This window comes from Brevundimonas sp. G8, from assembly GCF_902506205.1.
Classification (GTDB): Bacteria; Pseudomonadota; Alphaproteobacteria; order Caulobacterales; family Caulobacteraceae; genus Brevundimonas.
Genome location: NZ_LR732816.1, coordinates 242,803 through 261,941, shown reverse-complemented (window position 1 = coordinate 261,941; position 19,139 = coordinate 242,803). Strand labels below are relative to the sequence as shown.

General features: G+C 66.0%; 17 protein-coding genes. 12 read left to right on the top strand and 5 right to left on the bottom strand.

Going from position 1 to position 19,139, the window contains the following annotated elements; genetic code table 11:
* Window positions 1-153: 153 nt before the first annotated feature.
* The 9 genes from flgK to CHRYSEO8AT_RS01255 all read left to right on the top strand — a co-directional run bounded on the left by flgK (window position 154) and on the right by CHRYSEO8AT_RS01255 (window position 10,676).
* The gene (gene flgK / locus CHRYSEO8AT_RS01295; protein ID WP_159845143.1) at window positions 154-2,271 is read left to right on the top strand and encodes a flagellar hook-associated protein FlgK; all 2,118 of its coding nucleotides are present in this window, start codon (window positions 154-156) and stop codon (window positions 2,269-2,271) included.
* Window positions 2,268-3,233 carry a flagellin gene (locus CHRYSEO8AT_RS01290; RefSeq protein WP_159845140.1) on the top strand — a complete coding sequence of 322 codons (966 nt, stop codon included), beginning with the start codon at window positions 2,268-2,270 and terminating at the stop codon, window positions 3,231-3,233. Before flgK ends, CHRYSEO8AT_RS01290 begins: the two co-directional genes overlap by 4 nt.
* Before the next feature lie 65 nt (window positions 3,234-3,298).
* Complete coding sequence (locus tag CHRYSEO8AT_RS01285; protein ID WP_159845138.1) at window positions 3,299-4,537, top strand: putative DNA modification/repair radical SAM protein; 1,239 nt, start codon at window positions 3,299-3,301, stop codon at window positions 4,535-4,537.
* Complete coding sequence (locus CHRYSEO8AT_RS01280) at window positions 4,537-5,991, top strand: UdgX family uracil-DNA binding protein (protein ID WP_159845135.1); 1,455 nt, start codon at window positions 4,537-4,539, stop codon at window positions 5,989-5,991. The genes CHRYSEO8AT_RS01285 and CHRYSEO8AT_RS01280 overlap by 1 nt, the downstream gene beginning before the upstream one ends.
* A 230-nt stretch (window positions 5,992-6,221) precedes the next feature.
* Window positions 6,222-7,337 carry an ABC transporter permease gene (locus tag CHRYSEO8AT_RS01275; protein WP_159845132.1) on the top strand — a complete coding sequence of 372 codons (1,116 nt, stop codon included), beginning with the start codon at window positions 6,222-6,224 and terminating at the stop codon, window positions 7,335-7,337.
* Window positions 7,334-8,110, top strand: coding sequence for an ABC transporter ATP-binding protein (locus CHRYSEO8AT_RS01270; RefSeq protein WP_159845129.1), 777 nt, complete (start codon window positions 7,334-7,336; stop codon window positions 8,108-8,110). Before CHRYSEO8AT_RS01275 ends, CHRYSEO8AT_RS01270 begins: the two co-directional genes overlap by 4 nt.
* A 12-nt stretch (window positions 8,111-8,122) precedes the next feature.
* A complete protein-coding gene (locus CHRYSEO8AT_RS01265) occupies window positions 8,123-9,061 on the top strand; it encodes an MlaD family protein (protein WP_159845126.1) in 939 nt (312 codons plus the stop codon).
* A complete protein-coding gene (locus tag CHRYSEO8AT_RS01260; protein ID WP_159845123.1) occupies window positions 9,058-9,711 on the top strand; it encodes an ABC-type transport auxiliary lipoprotein family protein in 654 nt (217 codons plus the stop codon). The genes CHRYSEO8AT_RS01265 and CHRYSEO8AT_RS01260 overlap by 4 nt, the downstream gene beginning before the upstream one ends.
* 83 nt (window positions 9,712-9,794) lie before the next feature.
* Window positions 9,795-10,676, top strand: a complete 882-nt coding sequence (locus tag CHRYSEO8AT_RS01255; RefSeq protein ID WP_159845120.1) for a hypothetical protein — start codon at window positions 9,795-9,797, stop codon at window positions 10,674-10,676.
* 52 nt (window positions 10,677-10,728) lie between these two features.
* On the opposite strand, the gene uvrA is transcribed toward CHRYSEO8AT_RS01255, so the two are convergent.
* Entirely contained in the window at window positions 10,729-13,674 is a 2,946-nt protein-coding gene (gene uvrA, locus CHRYSEO8AT_RS01250) for an excinuclease ABC subunit UvrA (RefSeq protein WP_159845117.1), read from the bottom strand.
* Window positions 13,675-13,746: 72 nt separating this feature from the next.
* Here uvrA and CHRYSEO8AT_RS01245 point away from each other — a divergent pair, with 72 nt between their 5' ends.
* Window positions 13,747-14,094 (top strand): hypothetical protein, encoded by a 348-nt coding sequence (locus tag CHRYSEO8AT_RS01245; RefSeq protein WP_159845114.1) that lies wholly within the window; start codon window positions 13,747-13,749, stop codon window positions 14,092-14,094.
* Window positions 14,091-14,378 (top strand): type II toxin-antitoxin system RelE/ParE family toxin, encoded by a 288-nt coding sequence (locus CHRYSEO8AT_RS01240; RefSeq protein WP_159845112.1) that lies wholly within the window; start codon window positions 14,091-14,093, stop codon window positions 14,376-14,378. The genes CHRYSEO8AT_RS01245 and CHRYSEO8AT_RS01240 overlap by 4 nt, the downstream gene beginning before the upstream one ends.
* Window position 14,379: 1 nt before the next feature.
* Here the strand turns inward: CHRYSEO8AT_RS01240 and CHRYSEO8AT_RS01235 are convergent, their stop codons facing one another.
* On the bottom strand, window positions 14,380-14,874 hold the full coding sequence (locus CHRYSEO8AT_RS01235) for a group III truncated hemoglobin (RefSeq protein WP_201304468.1): 495 nt from the start codon (window positions 14,872-14,874) through the stop codon (window positions 14,380-14,382).
* A 204-nt stretch (window positions 14,875-15,078) separates the two neighbouring features.
* Between CHRYSEO8AT_RS01235 and CHRYSEO8AT_RS01230 the strand changes: the two genes are divergently transcribed.
* Complete coding sequence (locus CHRYSEO8AT_RS01230) at window positions 15,079-16,689, top strand: ABC-F family ATP-binding cassette domain-containing protein (RefSeq protein WP_159845109.1); 1,611 nt, start codon at window positions 15,079-15,081, stop codon at window positions 16,687-16,689.
* Window positions 16,690-16,703: 14 nt separating this feature from the next.
* Here CHRYSEO8AT_RS01230 and CHRYSEO8AT_RS01225 read toward each other — a convergent pair whose 3' ends face one another.
* From CHRYSEO8AT_RS01225 to CHRYSEO8AT_RS01215, 3 genes are all read right to left on the bottom strand, one after another.
* A complete protein-coding gene (locus CHRYSEO8AT_RS01225) occupies window positions 16,704-18,281 on the bottom strand; it encodes an EAL domain-containing protein (protein WP_159845106.1) in 1,578 nt (525 codons plus the stop codon).
* Between the two features lie 119 nt (window positions 18,282-18,400).
* Window positions 18,401-18,838 carry a flagellar basal-body protein FlbY gene (locus tag CHRYSEO8AT_RS01220; RefSeq protein WP_159845103.1) on the bottom strand — a complete coding sequence of 146 codons (438 nt, stop codon included), beginning with the start codon at window positions 18,836-18,838 and terminating at the stop codon, window positions 18,401-18,403.
* Window positions 18,835-19,137, bottom strand: coding sequence for a rod-binding protein (locus CHRYSEO8AT_RS01215; protein WP_135195238.1), 303 nt, complete (start codon window positions 19,135-19,137; stop codon window positions 18,835-18,837). The genes CHRYSEO8AT_RS01220 and CHRYSEO8AT_RS01215 overlap by 4 nt, the downstream gene beginning before the upstream one ends.
* Between the last annotated feature and the right edge of the window lie 2 nt (window positions 19,138-19,139).

Genomic DNA, 19,139 nt, shown 5'->3' with positions numbered 1-19,139 from the left:
CCGACCTTTGCGCGTCTTGCCGATCATGACGGCCGCCCGATCTGTGATCCTGTTGAAAAACAACGCTCTGCATGAGCGGGGGCGGCGCGTGGCTGGGCAAGAACTGCGCGCGACAGTGCAGCGGTTGCCGGGTAGGGCGGGGGAGATGCGTCAATGTCGCTGAACTCGATCATGAACATCGCGACGTCGGGGCTGAAGACCGCCCAGGCTCAGTTGCGCGTCACCGCCGACAATATCGCCAACGTCGACACGCCCGGATACATCCGCAAGGTCGCCGATCAATCCGCCGCCGTCACCAACGGCTATGGCTCCGGCGTCGATGTCACGCGAGTTCGTCTGGCGACCGATCGGTTTTTGCAAGCGGCAAGCCTGAGCGCGGGTGCGGACGCGGCGCGCCAGACCGTGCGTTACGAGCTTTACGACCAGATTCAGAACCAGTTCGGCGATCCCAGCAGCGACAGCAACTTCTTCGCCCAGGTCGACAAGCTGTTCGCCAGCTACGCCACCCTGGCCGAAAGCCCGACCTCGTCCGCCGGGCGTCAGGACACGATTTACAAGACCCAGGCGATCTTCAACCAGGCCTCGGGCATCGCGGCCCAAATCCAGTCCGCGCGCCAGGAAGCGGACGGCCGTCTGCAAAGCGCGATCGAGACCGTCAATCCGCTGCTGGAGCAGATCGCCAAGCTGAACAAGACCATCGCTTCCGGCACGGTCACCAATGAGGACGTGACCGGCGCACAGAACGCACAACTCGGCCTGATCAACGAGTTGTCGAAATATATGGATGTGAAGGTCGAGGCCCGCTCGAACGGCGGCGTGACCCTGCGCACAAACGCCGGCACGACCCTGGTGGGCGAAGGCGCCGCGACCCTGTCCTATCAGGCGGCCGGGACGGTCGGCGCCATGACGGCCTTCTCCGACATCATGATCACCGAGCCGAGCGGCACGCGCTGGCCTCTGCTGGACGGGGTGTCGTCTGGGCAGATCAAGGGTTTGATCGAGATCCGCGATGTCGATGCGCCGGCGGCTGCGGCGCGCTTGAGCGAGCTGACCGCCAAGCTGGCGGACGAACTGAACCGCGCCCACAATGCCAACAGCAGCGTGCCGGCGCCGACCACCCTGGCCGGACGCAACACGGGTCAGTCGCTGGAAAACGCCCTGACCGGCTTTACCGGCACGACCACGATCACGGCGGTCAATGCGGCCGGCGTGGTTCAGGCCTCGGCCCAGATCGTCTTCTCCGGCGCCACGATGACCGTGAATGGCGTGGCGGCCGATCCTTCGACCTTCCTCAGCGTGCTGAATGCACAGATGGGCGGGGCGGCGACGGCCAGCTTCTCGGAAGGCCGGCTGCAACTGGACGGCGCGGGCGCAAACGGCGTCGCCATCGCCGACGATGCGACATCGCCCAGCGCCAAGGGCGGTCGTGGCTTCTCGCACTGGTTCGGGCTGAACGATCTGGTCTCGACCAACACGCCCAGCTTCTACGAGACCGGGCTGACCCTGACGTCGCAACACGGCTTCGATCCGGGCGAGAGCCTGACGCTGCGTTTCGCCGGTGAATCGGGGTCGCGCCAGCGCGACATCACCGTCTCGGTCCCCGCCGGCACGGGCACGATGGGCGAGATGTTGGGCGCGCTGAACGATCCGATCACGGGCGTGGGTCGCTACGGCGCCTTCAGCCTGGATGCCGTGGGCAAGCTGTCGTTCAAGGCCTACGACCCCTCCGTCACCACCATGAGCGTGGTCAAGGACGGCACGACCCAGGATCCGTCCGGCGTATCGATGTCGCAACTGTTCGGCCTGGGCGCGACCGGATCGACGCGCGCCGAAGCCTATACGGTCCGCAGCGACATCCAGCAGGACCCCGGCAAACTGGCCCTGGCGCAACTGAACATGTCGGCGGCGGCGGGAACGCCGGCGTTGAGCAAGAGCGATGGGCGCGGCGGGCTGGGGCTGGGCGACGTAGGCAAGAAGAACGTCACCTTTGGCGCAGCCGGCGGAAACTCGGGCGGGACCAAGACCCTGTCGTCCTATGCGGCGGACTTCGCCGGCGAGATCGGCGGCAAGGCCTCGGCCGCCAAGACCCGCAGCGAGACCGCGTCCGCCCTGGCCAAGGAGGCGGACAGCCGTCGCACCTCGGCAGAAGGGGTCAATATGGACGAGGAACTGGTCAATATGACCACCTTCCAGCAAGCCTATAACGCCTCTGCGCGCCTGATCCAGGCGAGCAAGGACATGTACGACGTTCTGATCGGAATCCTGCAATGACGCGCGTCGCGACCCACGGGAACTACCAGTCGGCCCTGCTCAGCCTGATGAATGCACAAAGCCGCGCGCAGCAGGCGCAAGAACGGATCGACAGCGAGAAGATCGCCACCGACATGTCCGGCTATGGTCGGGGCGCCGAACAATTGACCAGCCTGACCTCGACCCAGGCGCGTCTGGACGGCTTCATCTCCACCGGAGAGGCCGTGGCGGCGCGGTTGAGCGCGCAGGACCTGGCCATGAGCCGCATCTACGAGGGCGGAACCGGCGCGCGCGAAGCCATCGCCACCAGTATGGCGGCGGGCAATATCACCAACCTGATGACAGAGTTGGGCCTACAGTATCAAACGGTCCAAGGCGGACTGAATGCCGAGCACCAGGGGTCATATCTGTTCGCGGGCGGTCAGGGCGACATCGCTCCGGCGACGGCGGGAACCATGGCCGATCTGGCGACGGCGCCCTCGGTCGCCTCGACCTTCGCCAACGACACGCTGAAGCAGAAGTCACGCGTCGACGAGAAGACGACGGTCGAGACCGGCTTCCTGGCCAGCGAGATCGGCGGCCCGTTGACGGAGGTGTTCCGCAACATCCAGGCCTTCCAGAACGGCACGCCGGTGACCGTGGGTGGGGTGACCTATACGCCGGCCGGGGCTGGAACCTTGACCGGCCAGCCGAACGCCGACGTCACGGCCTTCCTGAAGGCGCAGCTGGGCGAACTGGACAAGGCGAACGTCGGCCTGACCAACCAGACCGCCAAGAACGGCCTGATCCAGAACCATGTCGAGGCGGCGCTGGACTCTCAGGAGGGCCAGAAGACGGCCCTGCAGAAGATGATGCAGGACAAGTCCGGCTATGATCCCGCGCGCGCGATCACGGACCTGCAGATGGCCCAGGTCGCCATCGAGGCCTCGGCCCAGATCATCAACTCGCTGAAGAATACGTCGCTGCTGAATCTGCTGCGTTAAGCGGCGGCATTAAAAAAGAAACGGCCACGCTGGACCGATCATCGTGCGAGAACGTATCATGAACAATGGCTCGTCTCGATCTGCGTCGAAAACTGTCCGTCCTCGCTGACGCGGCGAAATACGATGCGTCCTGCTCGTCGTCGGGGACGTCGAAACGGAACTCTGTCGGCGGTAAGGGGATCGGCTCGACCGAGGGCATGGGCATCTGCCACGCCTATACGCCGGATGGGCGGTGCATCAGCCTGCTGAAGATCCTGCTGACCAACTTCTGCATCTACGACTGCGCCTATTGCATCAATCGGGTGTCGTCGAATGTGGAGCGGGCGCGGTTCGATGTGGACGAGGTCGTCGATCTGACGCTGAATTTCTACAAGCGGAATTATATCGAAGGGCTGTTCCTGTCGTCGGGCATCATTCGATCCGGCGACTATACGATGGAACAGCTGGTTCTAATCGCAAAGACCCTCCGCGAGGTTCACGACTTCCGAGGCTATATCCATCTGAAGCTGATCCCCGAGGCCGATCCCAAACTGGTGGAGATGGCGGGCCTGTACGCCGACCGTCTGTCGGCCAATATCGAACTGCCGCGCGACGAGGCCCTGGCCCGACTGGCGCCACAGAAGGACGTAGGCGTCATCAAGAAGGCCATGAGCCAGGTGCGGCTGGGCGTCGAGGCAGCCAAGCCAGGCAAAGGCGACAAGATAAAGCCGCCGAAGTTCGCGCCGGGCGGCCAGAGCACCCAGTTGATCATCGGCGCCGACGGCGCGCCGGACACCGAAATCCTGGAGCGCAGCGCGTCGCTGTACGGCGGCTATGGCTTGCGGCGGGTCTATTATTCGGCGTTCAGCCCGATCCCGGATTCCAGCGCGATCCTGCCCCTGTCCAAGCCGCCGCTGATGCGCGAGCACCGCCTCTATCAAGCCGACTGGCTGATGCGGTTCTACGGCTTTTCCGCGCCAGAGATCGGTGAGGGGGCGTCGGACGGCATGCTGGACCTGGCGGTCGATCCCAAACTGGCCTGGGCGCTGAACAAGCGTGAGCAGTTTCCGGTCGATGTGAACCGGGCGCCGCGCGAGATGCTGCTGCGGGTGCCGGGGTTGGGCGTGAAGGCGGTGGACCGGATCGTGTCGGTTCGACGCTATCGGACCTTGCGGTTGGAGGATGTCGGCCGGCTGACTCGGTCGGTGGCCAAGATCCGGCCGTTCATCACGGCGCTGGATTGGACGCCGGGCGGGCTGACGGATGCGGCGGACCTGAGGGCGCGCGTGACCAGCCGCACGCCTGAACAGTTGAGCCTGTTCTGATGGGGACGGCGATACTGGACGGCGAAACGGACTTCGACGGCTGGCGCAAGGCCGCGCGGGCGTTCCGGCTGGCGGGGGTGGAGCCGGCGGCGGCGCGGTTCGTGGTGCGCGGCGGGCAGGAACAGGGGGGATTGTTCGATGAGGCGACCGCCGCTCACCCCGACCTACGAGCAGACGAGCGGCAGGAATTCAGCGTCCCCAAGGATTTTGTGGATCTGGCCCAGAACCTGATCCTGCATCGATCCGCCGACCGGTTCGACCTGATGTATCGGCTGCTGTGGCGGTTGCGGGACGAGCCCGATCTGATCAAGGTGATCTCCGACCGCGACGTGGCCGACGCGTTGGAGCGGGCCAAGAACGTCAGCCGGGCCTCGCACAAGATGAAGGCTTTCGTGCGCTTTCGTCAGGTTCACGATGATCGCGGCGAGGCCTGGGTGGCGTGGTTCGAACCGCCGCACCGGGTGCTGGAAAAGACTGCGCCCTTCTTCCAGCGGCGGTTCACGACGATGCGCTGGTCCATCCTGACGCCGGACGGTTCGGCCTTCTGGGATGGTGAGACCTTGCGGTTCGGCCCGCCCGCGACGCGCGACATGGCGCCAGCCGAGGACGAGATCGAGGATTTCTGGAAGACCTACTACGCCTCGACCTTCAATCCTGCGCGGCTGAAGGTGAAGACCATGCAGGGCGAGATGGCCAAATCCTATTGGAAGAACCTGCCCGAGGCCGCGCTGATTCCCGAACTGATCGCCGCATCGTCGGTTCGCACCGAGACCATGGTCGCCACGCCTGCGCCCGAACCCAATCCGCGTTTCGCGCGTCTGACGGCGCCCGATCTTCACGCCGCGCGGCCGGACGCTGAGGCGGTGCCGGACAGTTTGGCGGATGTGACCGACGGCGTTCAGGCCTGCCGCCGTTGCCCGCTGTATCGTGATGCGACCCAAGGGGTGTGCGGCGAGGGGCCAAAGATGGCGCGGCTGATGATCGTCGGCGAACAACCGGGCGATCAGGAGGATCTGGCGGGTCGCGCCTTCATCGGGCCGGCGGGTCAGGTTCTGAATGCGGCCCTGGCCGAGGCGGGGATCGACCGATCCGACGTCTATGTCACCAACGCCGTCAAACACTTCAAGCATGAGCCGCGCGGCAAGCGCCGTCTGCACAAGACGCCGAACGCGGGCGAGGTCCAGGCCTGCCGCTGGTGGCTGGATGCTGAGCGGCGGTTGATTAAGCCCAGGGTGGTGCTGGCCTTGGGCGCGACGGCCGGTCTGGCGCTGTTGGGGCGCAAGCCGGCGGTGATGCAGGAACGCGGTGCGCCGATCGCGCTGGAGGATGGATCGAGCGCCGTCCTGACCGTCCACCCCTCCTATCTGCTGCGCCTTCCGGATGAAGCGGCGAAGGTTCAGGCGCGGCGGTTGTTCATCGATGATCTGGTCGCGGTTCGACAGCGTATGGATTGACCCGAGAACGAATCCCGTTCGGCCGCGTTTGGCATCAGCGTCAGCGTGACAGTTGGGGAAAATAGATTGGGGGAGGCGGTCTCGACACGGTCGAACGACAAACATCCGCGCGAATGTCATCGCGCGTTGACATCGTCTGCCGGCTTGACCATTAGCGCGGTAGGGATTTCGGCTGCCTCGAGAGGCGGCCTGGGGAAGATCGCGATGTCCGACCGGTCGTTCGAGGCCCGATGAACCAGCCGCAGTATGAAATCGTGGATGCGGACGGCGCAGCCAAACTGCGTCTGTCCGGCGACTGGACCACGACGGCGCTCGGCCGTCTGCCGACCGAGCTGAGCCGCGACCTGGAAGGGCGCGAGATCGCCAGCATCGACACAGCCGACCTGGGCCGGTTCGACACGGCCGGCGCCCTGGCCCTAGTACAGGCGTCCAGCGGCCGTCTGTCGAAAAGCCAGTGGAAGGATCGGCCCGAGGCAGGTCGCATCTACCACATGATCGAATTGCTGGAGCGCGAGAGCGCCCCGGCCCCGAAACGCCCCAGCGCTTTCATCCGCACCTTCGCCAAGATCGGCCGGGGCGTCTATGATTTCGGCGGCGAGGCGATGTTGTCGCTGGCCTTCCTCGGTCGGCTGATGGCGGCTGTGGTCGAGGCCGCCAAACACCCCGGCGGTATTCGCTGGCCCGCCTGGGTCAGTCAAGCCGAGCGAGCCGGGCTGGACGCCATCCCCATCGTCATGATCACCAACTTCTTCATCGGGGCTGTGGTCGCCTTCATCGGCGTGGACCTTCTGACCGACTTCGGCGCCCAGGTCTTTGCGGTGCAGTTGATCGGCGTGGCCATGTTCCGCGAGTTCGCCGTAGTGATCGCCTCGGTCCTGTTGGCGGGGCGTTCGGCGTCGGCATTCGCGGCCGAGATCGGCTCGATGCGGATGAACCAGGAAGTCGACGCCATGCAGGTCATGGGCGTCAATCCGTTCCAGGCCTTGGTGATCCCACGCGTGGCGTCCCTGGTGCTGATGCTGCCGCTGCTGACCTTCATGGGCATGATCGGCGGCCTGATGGGCGGTCTGGTGGTGTGCTGGACCTCGCTGAACCTCGGCCCAGCCTTCTTCTTCCAGCGCCTGGTCGAGGACGGAACCATGGCCCAGCACATGATGGTCGGCTTAGTAAAGGCGCCGGTCTTCGCCCTGGTCATCGCCGCGATCGGCTGCCGTCAGGGCATGTCGGTCGCCGGGGACGTCGAGAGCCTGGGGCGGCGCGTGACGGCCGCCGTGGTGCAGGCGATCTTCGCCATCATCCTGCTGGACGCCGTGTTCGCCCTGGTCTTCCTGGAGCTGAACATATGACCGACGCGCCCGAAAATCTGATCGAGGTGCGCGGCCTGCTGAGCCAGTTCGGCGAGCGCACCATCCACGAGAACCTGGACCTCGATCTGGTGCGGGGCGAGGTCATGGGCGTGGTCGGCGGGTCTGGCGCGGGCAAGACCGTGCTGCTGAACACCATCATCGGCCTGAAGGAGCCCGAGGGCGGGTCGGTCAAGGTGCTGGGCTACGACCGCGCGACCCTGACCGACGATCAGTCGGCGGACATCGAGCGGCGCACCGGCATCCTGTTCCAGCAGGGTGCACTGTTCTCGTCGCTGAGCGTGTTGGAGAATGTCGCATCGCCCTTGGTGGAGCACACCAAACTGCCCAAGGCCGTCATCTATGAGCTGGCCGAGTTGAAGATCGCCATGGTGGGCTTGAAGCCCGAGCACCATCACCTCAAGCCCGCCGAATTGTCGGGCGGGATGAAGAAGCGCGCCGGCCTGGCGCGCGCGCTGGCGCTGGATCCGGAACTGGTGTTCCTGGACGAACCAACGGCGGGTCTGGACCCCATCGGCGCGGCGGCGTTCGACGACCTTATCCGGCAACTGGCGGACGACCTGGGTCTGTCCGTCTTCATGATCACCCACGACCTCGATACGCTGTACGCCATCTGTGACAAGGTGGCGGTGCTGGCGGACAAGCGGGTTGTGGAAAAGGCCACGGTGCAGGAGCTGGAACGCTCCGACCATCCGTGGATCAAGGAATACTTCCTGGGGCCGCGCGGTCGCGCAGCCACCAAGACGGCGGCCTGAGGAGAGCCGACTATGGAAAGAGACGCACATTACGCCGCGGTCGGGATCGCTACCGTCTGCCTTCTGGCGGCGCTGGCCGTCTTCACGATCTGGCTGGCCCGGCTTCAGTTCAACAGCGACTACGACATGTACGACATCGTCTTCTACGGGCCGGTGAACGGCCTGTCGGAAGGCGGCGAGGTGCATTTCAACGGCATCCGCGTCGGCGAGGTCACGGACTTGAACATCGACACCAAGCGTGGCGATCAGGTCATCGCCCGCGTTCGCGTGGATGGCACCACGCCGGTGCGCGTCACCTCGCGCGCCCAGCTGGAGCCGCAGGGCATCACCGGCCTGAACTACATCCAGATCACCGCCGGCTCGCCCAACAGCGCACTGCTCAAAGAGCAGTATCCCGACAATGTCGTGCCGGTGCTGCAAAGTCAGCCGTCGCCCATCGCCGAGCTTCTGAGCGGTTCGGGCACGGTGCTGGCCCAGACGGTGGATGCACTGAACCGGATCAACCGCGTCATGTCCGACGACAATATCCGCAGTTTCTCGACCAGCGTAAAAAACGTCGAATCCCTGACGACCGAGCTTGAGGCCCGCAAGGCCATCTTCCAGCAGTTGGAAGAGGCCGTGACCAACGCCAACGCCGCGGTGAAGGAATATCAGGGCCTGGCTGTGGACACGCGTCAGATCATCAACACCGACGGTCGCCAGGCCATCGCCAACATCAACTCGGCGACGGCGGAGGCCCGCACGGCCATCGCTTCGGCCAACCGTTCGATCAGCGGGCTGGAGCGTCCGCTGGGCGACTTCACCACCAACAGCCTGCCGCAACTGAGCGGCACGATCGAAGAGCTGCAGGACGCCACCCGTTCGTTGCAGTCCCTGATCGACGATGTCCGCGCCAGCCCGCGCGACTTCATCGGTCGTCCCCAATCCAAAGAGCTGGAGGTGCAGCCGTGATCCTTCGTCCTGTCCTTCGAATGGCGGCCGCCGCCGCAGTCCTGACGGCCTTGAGCGGGTGCGCCCTGCTGTCGAGCCCGGACCCGGTGCAGAACTATCGGTTCGGCCTGCCGGTCGAGGCGCCGTCAGCCGTTGGCGACACGCCCGCGCCGCTGACGGTCTCGATCCGGCGCATCGAGTTTCCGCAGGCGACCGGCGACGACCGCATCCTGGGCGTCACGGGGCTGGAGACGGCCTATATCGGCGGGGCGCGTTGGGTGTCGCCGGCCTCGACCCTTTTCGACGACAGCTTGAAGGCCGCCTTCGCCAACCGGGCAGACCGGATTCGTGTCCTGGGCCGTCGCGAAGCCGGCACGCCGCCCTTGGTGTTGCAGGTGACGGTCACGACGTTCGAGGCGCGTTATGTCGCGCCGGGCGCCGTACCGGACGTGGTTGTGACGGCGCGCGCGCAGCTGCGTTCCACGCCCGAACGGAGAGCCGCAGCGAGCGGGACCATTCGCCCGGAAGAGGGGCGTTCGGTTGAACGGGTCTTCACGGTGACCCAGCCGGCGGGCGACAATCGCGTGTCGGCCATAGTGGCGGCGTTCGATACGGCCACGCGCGACATCAACACCCAGATCGCCGACTGGACGATCAGTTCGGCCAACTGACGGCAGGTCGGCAGTCCTCCACGGCCGCAGGACGCAGGCGTGCGGATGCGCTAGGCTGGCTCCGAATCTGACCCGGAGTTGTCATGAGTTTTTCCGCCACCGACGCCGCCTTCGAAGGCTTTCGGGTCGTTCGCCGTCATCCGGTTGTGGCCCTGGCCTGGGGCTTGGTCTATCTGCTGATGTATGTCGTCATGTTCGGCTTGGGCGCCGACAAATGGGCGGCCCTGATGGCGGCGGGCGAGGCGTTGGAACAGTCGGCCAATCCGTCGATGGCGGACTTCCAGGCCTTGGGTCAGGTCTATGCCGGCGCGCTCGCCTGGGCGGCTCCGGCCGGCCTGTTGATCGGGACGGTGCTGAGCGCCGCCGTCGCCCGGTCGGTCCTGCGTCCGGAAGAGTCGCGCTGGGGCTACGTTCGGGTTGGTATGGACGAGGTGCGCGTGCTGGTCGTCAGCCTGCTGGTCAGCATCATCGTGGGTCTGGCCTCCGGCGTGGGCATGGCGTTGGTGGGCGCCGCCATTGGCTTCGGTTCGGCGTCGGGTCAGCCTCTGCTGATCCTGGCCGGCGTGCTGCTGGTCTTCGCCGTTTTCGCCCTGATCGTCTGGCTGGCGATCAAGTTCAGCCTAGCCGTGCCGATGACCGTGGATCGCCGCAAGATCACGCTGTTCGAATCCTTCGGCGCCACCAAGGGCCATTTCTGGTCACTGCTGGGCATGGCTGTGATCGCGGTCATCATGTCCCTGATCGTCAGCATCCTGGGCATGATCATCGGTGCGGCGACCGACCTGATGACCGGGGGGATCCAGACACTCGCTCGGTACGACGGCGTCGGAACGATGCAGATCCTGGCCCAAGCCTGGCCGGCCCTTCTGGTCTCGTCGGTCGTCAACGCCTTCCTGTCGGCGCTGCAACTGGCCGTGCTCTACGCGCCCTTCTCGGCCGCCTGGGCGGCATTGAAGCCGCGCTGAGCAGCTTGTCTCCATCGCCGCCGGAACTGGGCGGCGATGGAGGCAATGGAGGCTAGGCGGAAGCCTTCGCCCGCTTCTTCTTGGCCGGTTCGCCGACCGATCCGCCCAAAGCCGCGACCCGCGCCTTGCGGCGGGTCTCGTGCCGATCCAGCACTTCCTTCAGGTATTTACCGGTCCAGCTGGCCTTGTTGTCGGACACCTGTTCCGGCGTGCCGACCGCGACGATTTCGCCGCCGCCGTCGCCGCCCTCGGGGCCAAAGTCGAGCAGATAGTCGGCGACCTTGATGACATCCAGATTGTGCTCGATGACCACGATGGTGTTGCCGGCCTCGACCAGTTCCTGAAGCACTTCCAAGAGCTTGCGCGTGTCCTCGAAATGCAGGCCGGTCGTCGGCTCATCGAGGATGTAGAGGGTGCGGCCGGTGGCCCGTTTCGACAGCTCCTTGGACAGCTTGACCCGCTGGGCCTCGCCGCCCGACAGGGTGGTGGCCGGCTGTCCCACCTTGACGTAACCTAGGCCAACCCGTTCCAGCGTCAGCATCTTGTCGCGAATCGGCGGCACGGCCTTGAAGAAGGTCGCGGCCTCCTCGACCGTCATGTCCAACACATCCGAGATGGACTTGCCCTTGAAGACGATCTCCAGCGTTTCGCGGTTGTAGCGTTTGCCTTTGCAGACGTCGCAGGTGACATAGACGTCGGGCAGGAAGTGCATCTCGATCTTGATGACGCCGTCGCCCTGGCAGGCCTCGCAGCGGCCGCCTTTGACGTTGAAGCTGAACCGGCCGGGACCGTAGCCGCGCGCCTTGGATTCCGGCAAGCCAGCGTACCAGTCACGGATGGGGCCGAAGGCGCCGGTGTAGGTCGCCGGGTTGGAGCGCGGGGTGCGGCCGATGGGCGACTGGTCGATGTCGATGACCTTGTCGAAATGCTCCAGCCCCTCGATCCGGTCGAAGGGGGCGGGGGCTTCCGACGCATTGTTCAGGCGACGCGCGGCGGCCTTGTATAGGGTCTCGATGGTGAAGGTCGATTTGCCGCCGCCGGACACGCCGGTGATGCAGGTGAAGACGCCGACGGGGATTTCGCCGGTCACGCTCTTCAGATTATTCCCGCTGGCGCCGCTGATCTTCAGCATCCGCTTGCGGTCGATGGGGCGGCGGCCGTCGGCGGGGATCTCGATCTCGCGCTCGCCGGTCAGATATTTGCCAGTCAAGGATTTGGGATTGGCCATGACCTCGGCCGGCGTGCCTTCGGCGCAGACTTCGCCGCCGTGGATGCCGGCGGCCGGTCCCATGTCGATGACATAGTCGGCGGTCAGGATGGCTTCCTCGTCATGCTCGACAACGAGTACCGAGTTGCCCAAGTCGCGCAGCCCCTTCAGGCTTTCCAGCAGGCGGGTGTTGTCGCGCTGGTGCAGGCCGATGGAAGGTTCGTCCAGCACATAAAGTACGCCGGTCAGGCCCGAGCCGATCTGCGACGCCAGGCGAATCCTCTGGCTCTCGCCGCCCGACAGGGTGCCGGAGGCGCGCGACAGCGACAGATAGTCCAGGCCGACGTTGTTGAGGAACCGCAGCCGGTCGCCGATCTCTTTCAGGATGCGCCGGCCGATCTCCATCTGCTTGTCGCTGAGCGCTTCGGGTAAGGCCTGGACCCAGTCATAGGCCTTCTTGATCGACAGGGTGGAGATGTCGGCGATGTCCTGGGCGCCGACCTTGACCGCCAGGGCCTCGGGCTTCAGCCGCTTGCCGTGGCAGGCGTCGCATGGGGTCTCGGACTGATAGCGGGCCAGTTCTTCGCGCACCCAGGCGCTGTCGGTCTCGCGCCAGCGGCGCTCCAAGTTCGGCAGCACGCCCTCGAACGGCTTTGAGACCTCGTATTTGCGGGCGTTATCGTCGTAGGTGAATTTGATCTTCTCGGCGCCGGTTCCGTACAGGATCGCCTTGTGCGCCTGGGCCGGAAGCTCGCGCCACGCCACGTCCATCGAGAAGCCGTAGTGGCGGCTGAGCGACTGAAGCGTCTGGGTGTAGAGGGGAGACGGGCCGCGCGCCCAGGGGGCGACGGCACCCTTGTGCAAGGTCTTGTCGCGATCGGGGATTACCAGATCGGCGTCGAAGGCCAGCTTGACCCCCAGGCCGTCGCAAACCGGGCAGGCGCCGAAGGGATTGTTGAACGAGAACAAGCGCGGCTCGATCTCTGAGATCGTGAAGCCGGAGACCGGACAGGCGAACCGTTCGGAGAACAACAGGCTGCGCGGCGCCGTTTCGCCCTCTGCCGTGCTTGCCCATTCGGCGTTTGCGATGCCGTCAGCAAGGCCAAGGGCGGTCTGCAGGCTGTCGGCGTAGCGAGCTTCCTGGTCAGGCTTGGTGACGATGCGGTCCACGACGATGTCGATGTCGTGCTTGAACTTCTTGTCCAGCGTCGGCGCCTCGTCGATCGGATAGAACTGGCCGTCGATCTTCAGGCGCTGGAAGCCCTGGCGCTGCCATTCGGCGATCTCTTTCTTGTACTCGCCCTTTCGGCCCCGGACGACGGGGGCCAGCAGCAGGATCCGTTCGCCATCCGGGAGGGCGACCAGCTTGTCGACCATCTGGCTGACGGTCTGGCTCTCGATCGGAAGGCCGGTGGCCGGGGAGTAGGGGACGCCGACACGCGCCCACAGCAGGCGCATATAGTCGTGGATTTCCGTCACCGTGCCGACGGTCGAGCGCGGGTTCTTGGACGTCGTCTTCTGTTCGATGGAGATGGCCGGCGACAGGCCCTCGATCAGGTCCACGTCCGGCTTGCCCATCAACTCCAGGAACTGGCGCGCATAGGCCGACAGGCTCTCGACATAGCGGCGCTGGCCCTCGGCATAGATGGTGTCGAACGCCAGGGACGACTTGCCCGAGCCCGACAGGCCGGTCATCACCACCAGCTGCTCGCGCGGAATATCGAGGTCCACGCCCTTGAGATTATGCTCGCGGGCGCCGCGAACGCGGATGAAGTTGTGCTTTTCGGTCATGCTGTCCGGAGAACGCGGATGAGGGCCGGTCGGGTCCGGCGCGACATCGCTATATGGGGATGAATCGCAGGATTGAAGCAAGAACAATGTGTGAACATTGCGGCGGTCCGCAGGCTGGGTTATCGTCGCCGCATGGCCGATGGTTTCGACATCCACCTGAACGAAGATCAGGCCCGCCGGCTGAAGGCTGCGGCCGAGGCGGCCGGCGTAGAGCCGACGGCCTATGCGCTGCAAGTTTTGGAAGGCGTGATCGGCGATATCAGCATCGCGGGAGTCAGCGAATATCCGGCGGCTTGGGTCGCGGAGGACGCCGAACGCTGGGCGGAATATGAACGGACGAGGGAGACAATTCCGCTTGAGGACGCGCTGGCCGCCTTTGATGCCGCTTTGGACGAGAAGCTGCGCGCGAAGGCGAGATGAAGTTTGCCGTCGTTGTGCTTCCGTCTGCGGAACGGGATTTACTGCGACTGACCTCTTTCCTGGCTGAAGCGGCGCCTTCGGCCGTAGAGCGAATGCGGGCGGTGTTGAAGGCAGCGCTACGGTCGCTGTCCGATATGCCGGACAGGGGGCAGAAGATCGACGATAGGGACCGGCGGCTTAAGGCGCCGTTCGGCGAAGGCGCCTATGTCATCATCTATCGGGTCGAGGTGCGGCGGGTGGTGGTCTCGCATATCTTCCACTCTCGTGAAAATTGGCAGGCCTGACCTAATCCGGCGCCCAGGGCTGCGTCAGCCGCACGAACCGTTCGCCTTTGGCCAGAATGACGCCGCTGGCGGTGGCGATGCCGAGTTCGAGGCTTTCGGCGATGCGGCGGCCGCGTTCGATGAAGTGGGCGGCGGAGACGGGTGGGCACAGGGCGTGGGCGGTCTCGACGAACAGCTCCAGCCAGCGGTCGAAGTGGCGGGCGTCGATGGCCAGGGGCAGGTGTTTCGGCATCGGCCGCCCCTGATAGACGCCGGTCGAGAGCGCGATTGATGACCAGAACAACTTCATCTGCGCCAGGTGCGGCGCCCAGTCGGTGATGCGGGCCGCGAAGATCGGGCCGATCAGGGTGTCGTCGCGGACGCGGGCGTAGAAGCCTTCGACCAAGGCGTCGATCATGGCCTCATCTATGCCGGTCTCGTCGCGCAGGCGCTGGACCGCGGCCTCGCGGCGGGCGGTGGCGCCGGCGGGGTCTTCGATGCGGAAACGGCTTTCCATGGCGATCAAGTAGCCGCCCCGCGAGCATCGCGCCACCGGGCGATCCGTCCATCCTCACGCGGCCGTGTTCGACACCAGGCTTGCGCATTGCGGGATTACGACCCATCCTCCTTGTTCTGACGCGTTTTGCAGAAGGTTTGACGATCATGATCATCGCATTGGCCACCGGTTCCGCCCTGTCCGCCATGCTGCTCGTGATCCTCAATGCCAATCAGCCCAAGCCGAAACGCGTCCCCGTCCGCACGCGCGACACTCGACAAGGTCGCCGCTAGGACGCCTGACGGCGTAACTCTATTCGATAATCTGAGCCTGACGTTCGGCGACGAGCGCACGGGCGTCGTCGGCCGCAACGGCGCGGGCAAGAGTACGTTGCTGCGCCTGATCTCGGGCGCTGCGGCGCCCGCCGAGGGCGTGGTGGCGCGCACCGGCTCGGTCGGCGTGCTGGATCAGCGCTACGACCCTGCGCCGAACGAGACGGCGGCGCAGACCTTGGGCGTCGCAGAAGACTTGGCCATCATTGCGCGGGCGTTGGCCGGCGACGGCACGGCCGATGACTTGGCGGAGGCCGACTGGACGCTGGAGGCCCGGTCGGGCGAGGCGCTGGCTGCCGTGGGGCTGTCGGGGGTGGCGCTGGATCGACTGACCGCCAGCCTGAGCGGGGGCGAGCAGACGCGGTTGAGGTTGGCGGGCCTGATGCTGGCGCGGCCGGATCTGATCCTGCTGGACGAGCCGACCAATCATCTGGACGTGGAGGCGCGAGCGCTGGTCGCCGAGGTGATCGGGCGTTGGGACGGCGGGGCCGTGGTGGTCAGCCATGACCGCAACCTGTTGCGTCGGATGGACCGGATCGTGGAGGTGTCGGGCCTGGGCGTGGCGATCTACGGCGGCGGCTATGACCTGTATGTCGCGCGCAAGGCGGCTGAGCGGGAGGCGGCGGAGCGCGGTCTGATCGAGGCCGAGCGCGATGTCGCGCGGACGGGGGCCGAGGCGCAGAGGCGAACGGAAACCAAGGCGAAGCGGGACGCAGCAGGGCGGCGCAAGGCGGCCAAGGGCGACCTGCCCAAAATCCTGCTTGGCGCCCGGGCCGAGCGGGCCCAGAACAGCGGCGGGCGCGACCGGCTGCTGGCCACGCGACAGGCCGAGGCGGCGCAAGGCGCGCTGGCGGCGGCGCAGGAGCGGGTGGAGCGGACGCGGGCGCTGGCGATCCCGATGCCGACGACGGGACTGGCGGTCGGACGAACGGTGCTGACGCTGGATCGGGCGTCGTGGGCGACGCCCGACGGGCGGGTCGTGGTCGGGCCGATCGACATGAGACTTGTCGGGCCGGAGCGGGTCGCGGTGACCGGGGCGAACGGGGCGGGCAAGACGACCTTGTTGCGGCTGATCACAGGCGATCTGGAACCCACGGCCGGGTCCGTCGAGCGGCCGGTGCGGGCGGTCTTGCTGGATCAGGAGGCGGCTATTCTCAGGCCGGAAGAGACGCTGGTCGAGGCCTGGCGCCGACTGAACCCGCAAGGGACCGTCAACGACGCCCAGGCGGCGCTGGCGCGGTTCCTGTTTCGCAATACGGCGGCGCAGCGACGGATCGGCGACCTGTCAGGTGGTGAGCGGCTGCGGGCGGCGCTGGCGTGCGTCATGACCGGCGCGACGCCGCCGCAACTGCTGGTGATGGACGAGCCGACGAACCACCTGGACCTGGACGCCATCGCGGCCGTGGAGGCTGCGCTTGCCGCCTACGACGGGGCGCTGGTCGTCGTCAGCCACGATGCGGATTTTCTGGACGCCCTGCAGATCACGCGCACCGTGGTCCTGTGACTGGCTTTGGGCCGTCAGCCCCAGGCCTCGACGGCGCCCTTGCGGCGGACCATCGACGGGCTGCTGAGTTGCGTGCGCGGTTCGGCTTCGGCGCGGCCGAACAACCAGCCCTGGCCGTATTCGACGCCTACGGCCTTGAGCTCGGCGGCGACGCCGTCGGTCTCGATCATCTCGGCGATGGTTTCCAGCTTCATCGAGCGGCACAGTTCGACGATGCTGTGCAGCATGGCCTTGGACCGTTCGTCCGTCTGGATGTCGCGCACGATGGCGCCGTCGATCTTGACCGCATCGACCGAGAGTTTGCGCAGATAGTCGAAGGCGGCGGCGCCGGCGCCGAAGTCGTCGATACAGACCTTGATGCCGGCTTCGCGCAGAGCGGCCAGGCGACGGTCGGCGGCCTCGATGTCGGCCAGGGCCGAGGTCTCGGTGACTTCGACCATCAGGCGGCGGCGTTCCTCGGGTGCTCCGGCGGTCATGCGCAGCAGGTGTTCGACATAGGAGTCGTCGCCCAACGAGGCGCCCGAGACGTTTATGGCCATCTTCAGCAGACCGGCGCCCGACTGACGCATCCGCTTCAGCACCTTTTCCGCCACAGCGAGATCGAAGGACTCGATCAGGTCCAACTCCTCGGCCATGCGGATGGCGTCGGCGGGGCCGCTGTTGGCGTTGAAGCGGGTCAGAGCCTCGAAATGGTGGACGGCGCGGGAGTCGAGGTGGACGATAGGTTGATAGTGGACCTGGAATTCGCGCGACTTGACCAGGCTGCGGAAGGTCTCGGCGTCGCGGAAGGTGCGTTTCAGCGAGTCCGCGAAGGCGATCTGCGGATTGATCAGGCCATCGCCCTTGAGGCAGCCCTCGATGGCGAAACGCATGGCGCGCAGGACGCATAGCGAATCCGATCCGGGCGGCACCGGCGAACTGAAGGCTTCGGCGCCGAGCGACAGGCCTTCGGCGCGGCCGGCCTCGATGATCTCGGCGGCGATGTCGCGGCGGTCGTTGGCGGGACGCAGCAGGGCGAAACGCACCCCGGTCAGTTGGGCCGCGCCCGAGCCGTCGATGGCCGCCGATTGCAAGGTCGCCTCGATGCGGCGGTTCAGACGGTCGGCGGCGTCGCCGCTGACGTTCTCCAGACCGCGAATGTCCAGGAAGGACAGGGCGAGGTCCGTGTTGGCGTCCAGCACCCGCCCGGCGTCGGCCAGGAATTCTTCCGCCTCCAGCAGAGGACGGGTTTCGAGATCTTCGAGCGCGAAGGCCGGGCCCTCATAGGAGATGGCGCAGGACACGGCCGGCGCCATCTGCGGCAGGACGAAGGCCCGGAACGTGGCGCGACGCACACGGTCTGGTCCTGCCGCCACGAGGATGGAGGTCGAGGGAATGCGCACGCCGGATTTCATGTTGCGCAAGGCCGTCAGGGTGGATGCGCCCTCGTGCAACAGATCAAGCAGCGGTCGGCCGGTCCAGGTCGCCCCGGCGTCCTCGCCCGCAGACGCCCCGGCGCCGATCGCGAAGGAGACAACGCCTTTCTGATCCACCTCCACCAGTGTGTCGGCGGATGCGAAGGCCAAGCCTAGCAGGCGGGTGGTCAGCGTCATGAAGGCATGCTGACACGCAGTCGCTTAAAAAATAGGCAATAATCCTTAGCACGCGAACTCGCAGCACCTTTGCGAGAACGGTGAAATCCAGGCGAGATTTCACCGCAATCGTGGGTATTTCAAGCCATCCGGTTGATGGCGACGGCGCGTCCGTCGCCCAACGCCGCGCGGCCGTCGGCGGCATAGGCGGAGGCCGGCGTGCGGGCGGCGGCGACCTCTGCCGCGATGGCGCGGACCAGGCCCTCGGAAATCTGGCGTGCGGCGTCGACGGCGCGACCGTGGCGGGCCAGCACGGCGTCGAAGTCGCGTGTGGCGTCGATCAGGGTCTTGCGGTCATCCAGCGGCGCGCTGCTCAGCAGGGCCGGGTTCGCCTTTACGTGCGCGGAATCGCGACGATAGAGATTGGCCATCTCCTGGGTCTCGGCCAATCCTGAGGCCACGTCTTGGGGGCGACCGTCGGCGAAGGCGAGGGTTTCGGCTTCCAGGCGCTCGGTCAGGCGCAGCGTCAGCGCGGTCAGTTGGCGCACACGCGCCTGAGCCAGTTCGGTGTCGCTCATTGCCGTCCCTCCTGCATCTTCAGCATTTCGGCCATGACAGTGTTGCTCAGGCCGATGCCGCCGGCCTTGACCGTGCTCTTGGCCATTTCGTCCAGCATGAAGCTGCGCCATGTCGCCTCGCCTTGGCCACCACCGAACAGGCCGTCGGTCGACAGGCCTTCGAACATCGGCTTCAGCATCTGCGAGATGAAGGTGGCCTCGAAGGCCTTGGCGGTTTCCTCGATCTTGTCGCGGTTCGGCGCTGTGGGCGCGGCCGCAGCGGGACGCAGCAGATCGGGGGAGACGGTCAGGTCGCTCATGT

Excerpts from the sequence above, each read along its gene's own strand:
- flgK (WP_159845143.1), top strand. The coding sequence starts at position 154 with ATGTCGCTGAACTCGATCATGAACATCGCGACGTCGGGGCTGAAGACC.
- CHRYSEO8AT_RS01290 (WP_159845140.1), top strand. The coding sequence starts at position 2,268 with ATGACGCGCGTCGCGACCCACGGGAACTACCAGTCGGCCCTGCTCAGC.
- CHRYSEO8AT_RS01285 (WP_159845138.1), top strand. The coding sequence starts at position 3,299 with ATGGCTCGTCTCGATCTGCGTCGAAAACTGTCCGTCCTCGCTGACGCG.
- CHRYSEO8AT_RS01280 (WP_159845135.1), top strand. The coding sequence starts at position 4,537 with ATGGGGACGGCGATACTGGACGGCGAAACGGACTTCGACGGCTGGCGC.
- CHRYSEO8AT_RS01275 (WP_159845132.1), top strand. The coding sequence starts at position 6,222 with ATGAACCAGCCGCAGTATGAAATCGTGGATGCGGACGGCGCAGCCAAA.
- CHRYSEO8AT_RS01270 (WP_159845129.1), top strand. The coding sequence starts at position 7,334 with ATGACCGACGCGCCCGAAAATCTGATCGAGGTGCGCGGCCTGCTGAGC.
- CHRYSEO8AT_RS01265 (WP_159845126.1), top strand. The coding sequence starts at position 8,123 with ATGGAAAGAGACGCACATTACGCCGCGGTCGGGATCGCTACCGTCTGC.
- CHRYSEO8AT_RS01255 (WP_159845120.1), top strand. The coding sequence starts at position 9,795 with ATGAGTTTTTCCGCCACCGACGCCGCCTTCGAAGGCTTTCGGGTCGTT.
- uvrA (WP_159845117.1), bottom strand. The coding sequence starts at position 13,674 with ATGACCGAAAAGCACAACTTCATCCGCGTTCGCGGCGCCCGCGAGCAT.
- CHRYSEO8AT_RS01240 (WP_159845112.1), top strand. The coding sequence starts at position 14,091 with ATGAAGTTTGCCGTCGTTGTGCTTCCGTCTGCGGAACGGGATTTACTG.
- CHRYSEO8AT_RS01235 (WP_201304468.1), bottom strand. The coding sequence starts at position 14,874 with ATGGAAAGCCGTTTCCGCATCGAAGACCCCGCCGGCGCCACCGCCCGC.
- CHRYSEO8AT_RS01230 (WP_159845109.1), top strand. The coding sequence starts at position 15,079 with ATGCCAATCAGCCCAAGCCGAAACGCGTCCCCGTCCGCACGCGCGACA.
- CHRYSEO8AT_RS01225 (WP_159845106.1), bottom strand. The coding sequence starts at position 18,281 with ATGACGCTGACCACCCGCCTGCTAGGCTTGGCCTTCGCATCCGCCGAC.
- CHRYSEO8AT_RS01220 (WP_159845103.1), bottom strand. The coding sequence starts at position 18,838 with ATGAGCGACACCGAACTGGCTCAGGCGCGTGTGCGCCAACTGACCGCG.
- CHRYSEO8AT_RS01215 (WP_135195238.1), bottom strand. The coding sequence starts at position 19,137 with ATGAGCGACCTGACCGTCTCCCCCGATCTGCTGCGTCCCGCTGCGGCC.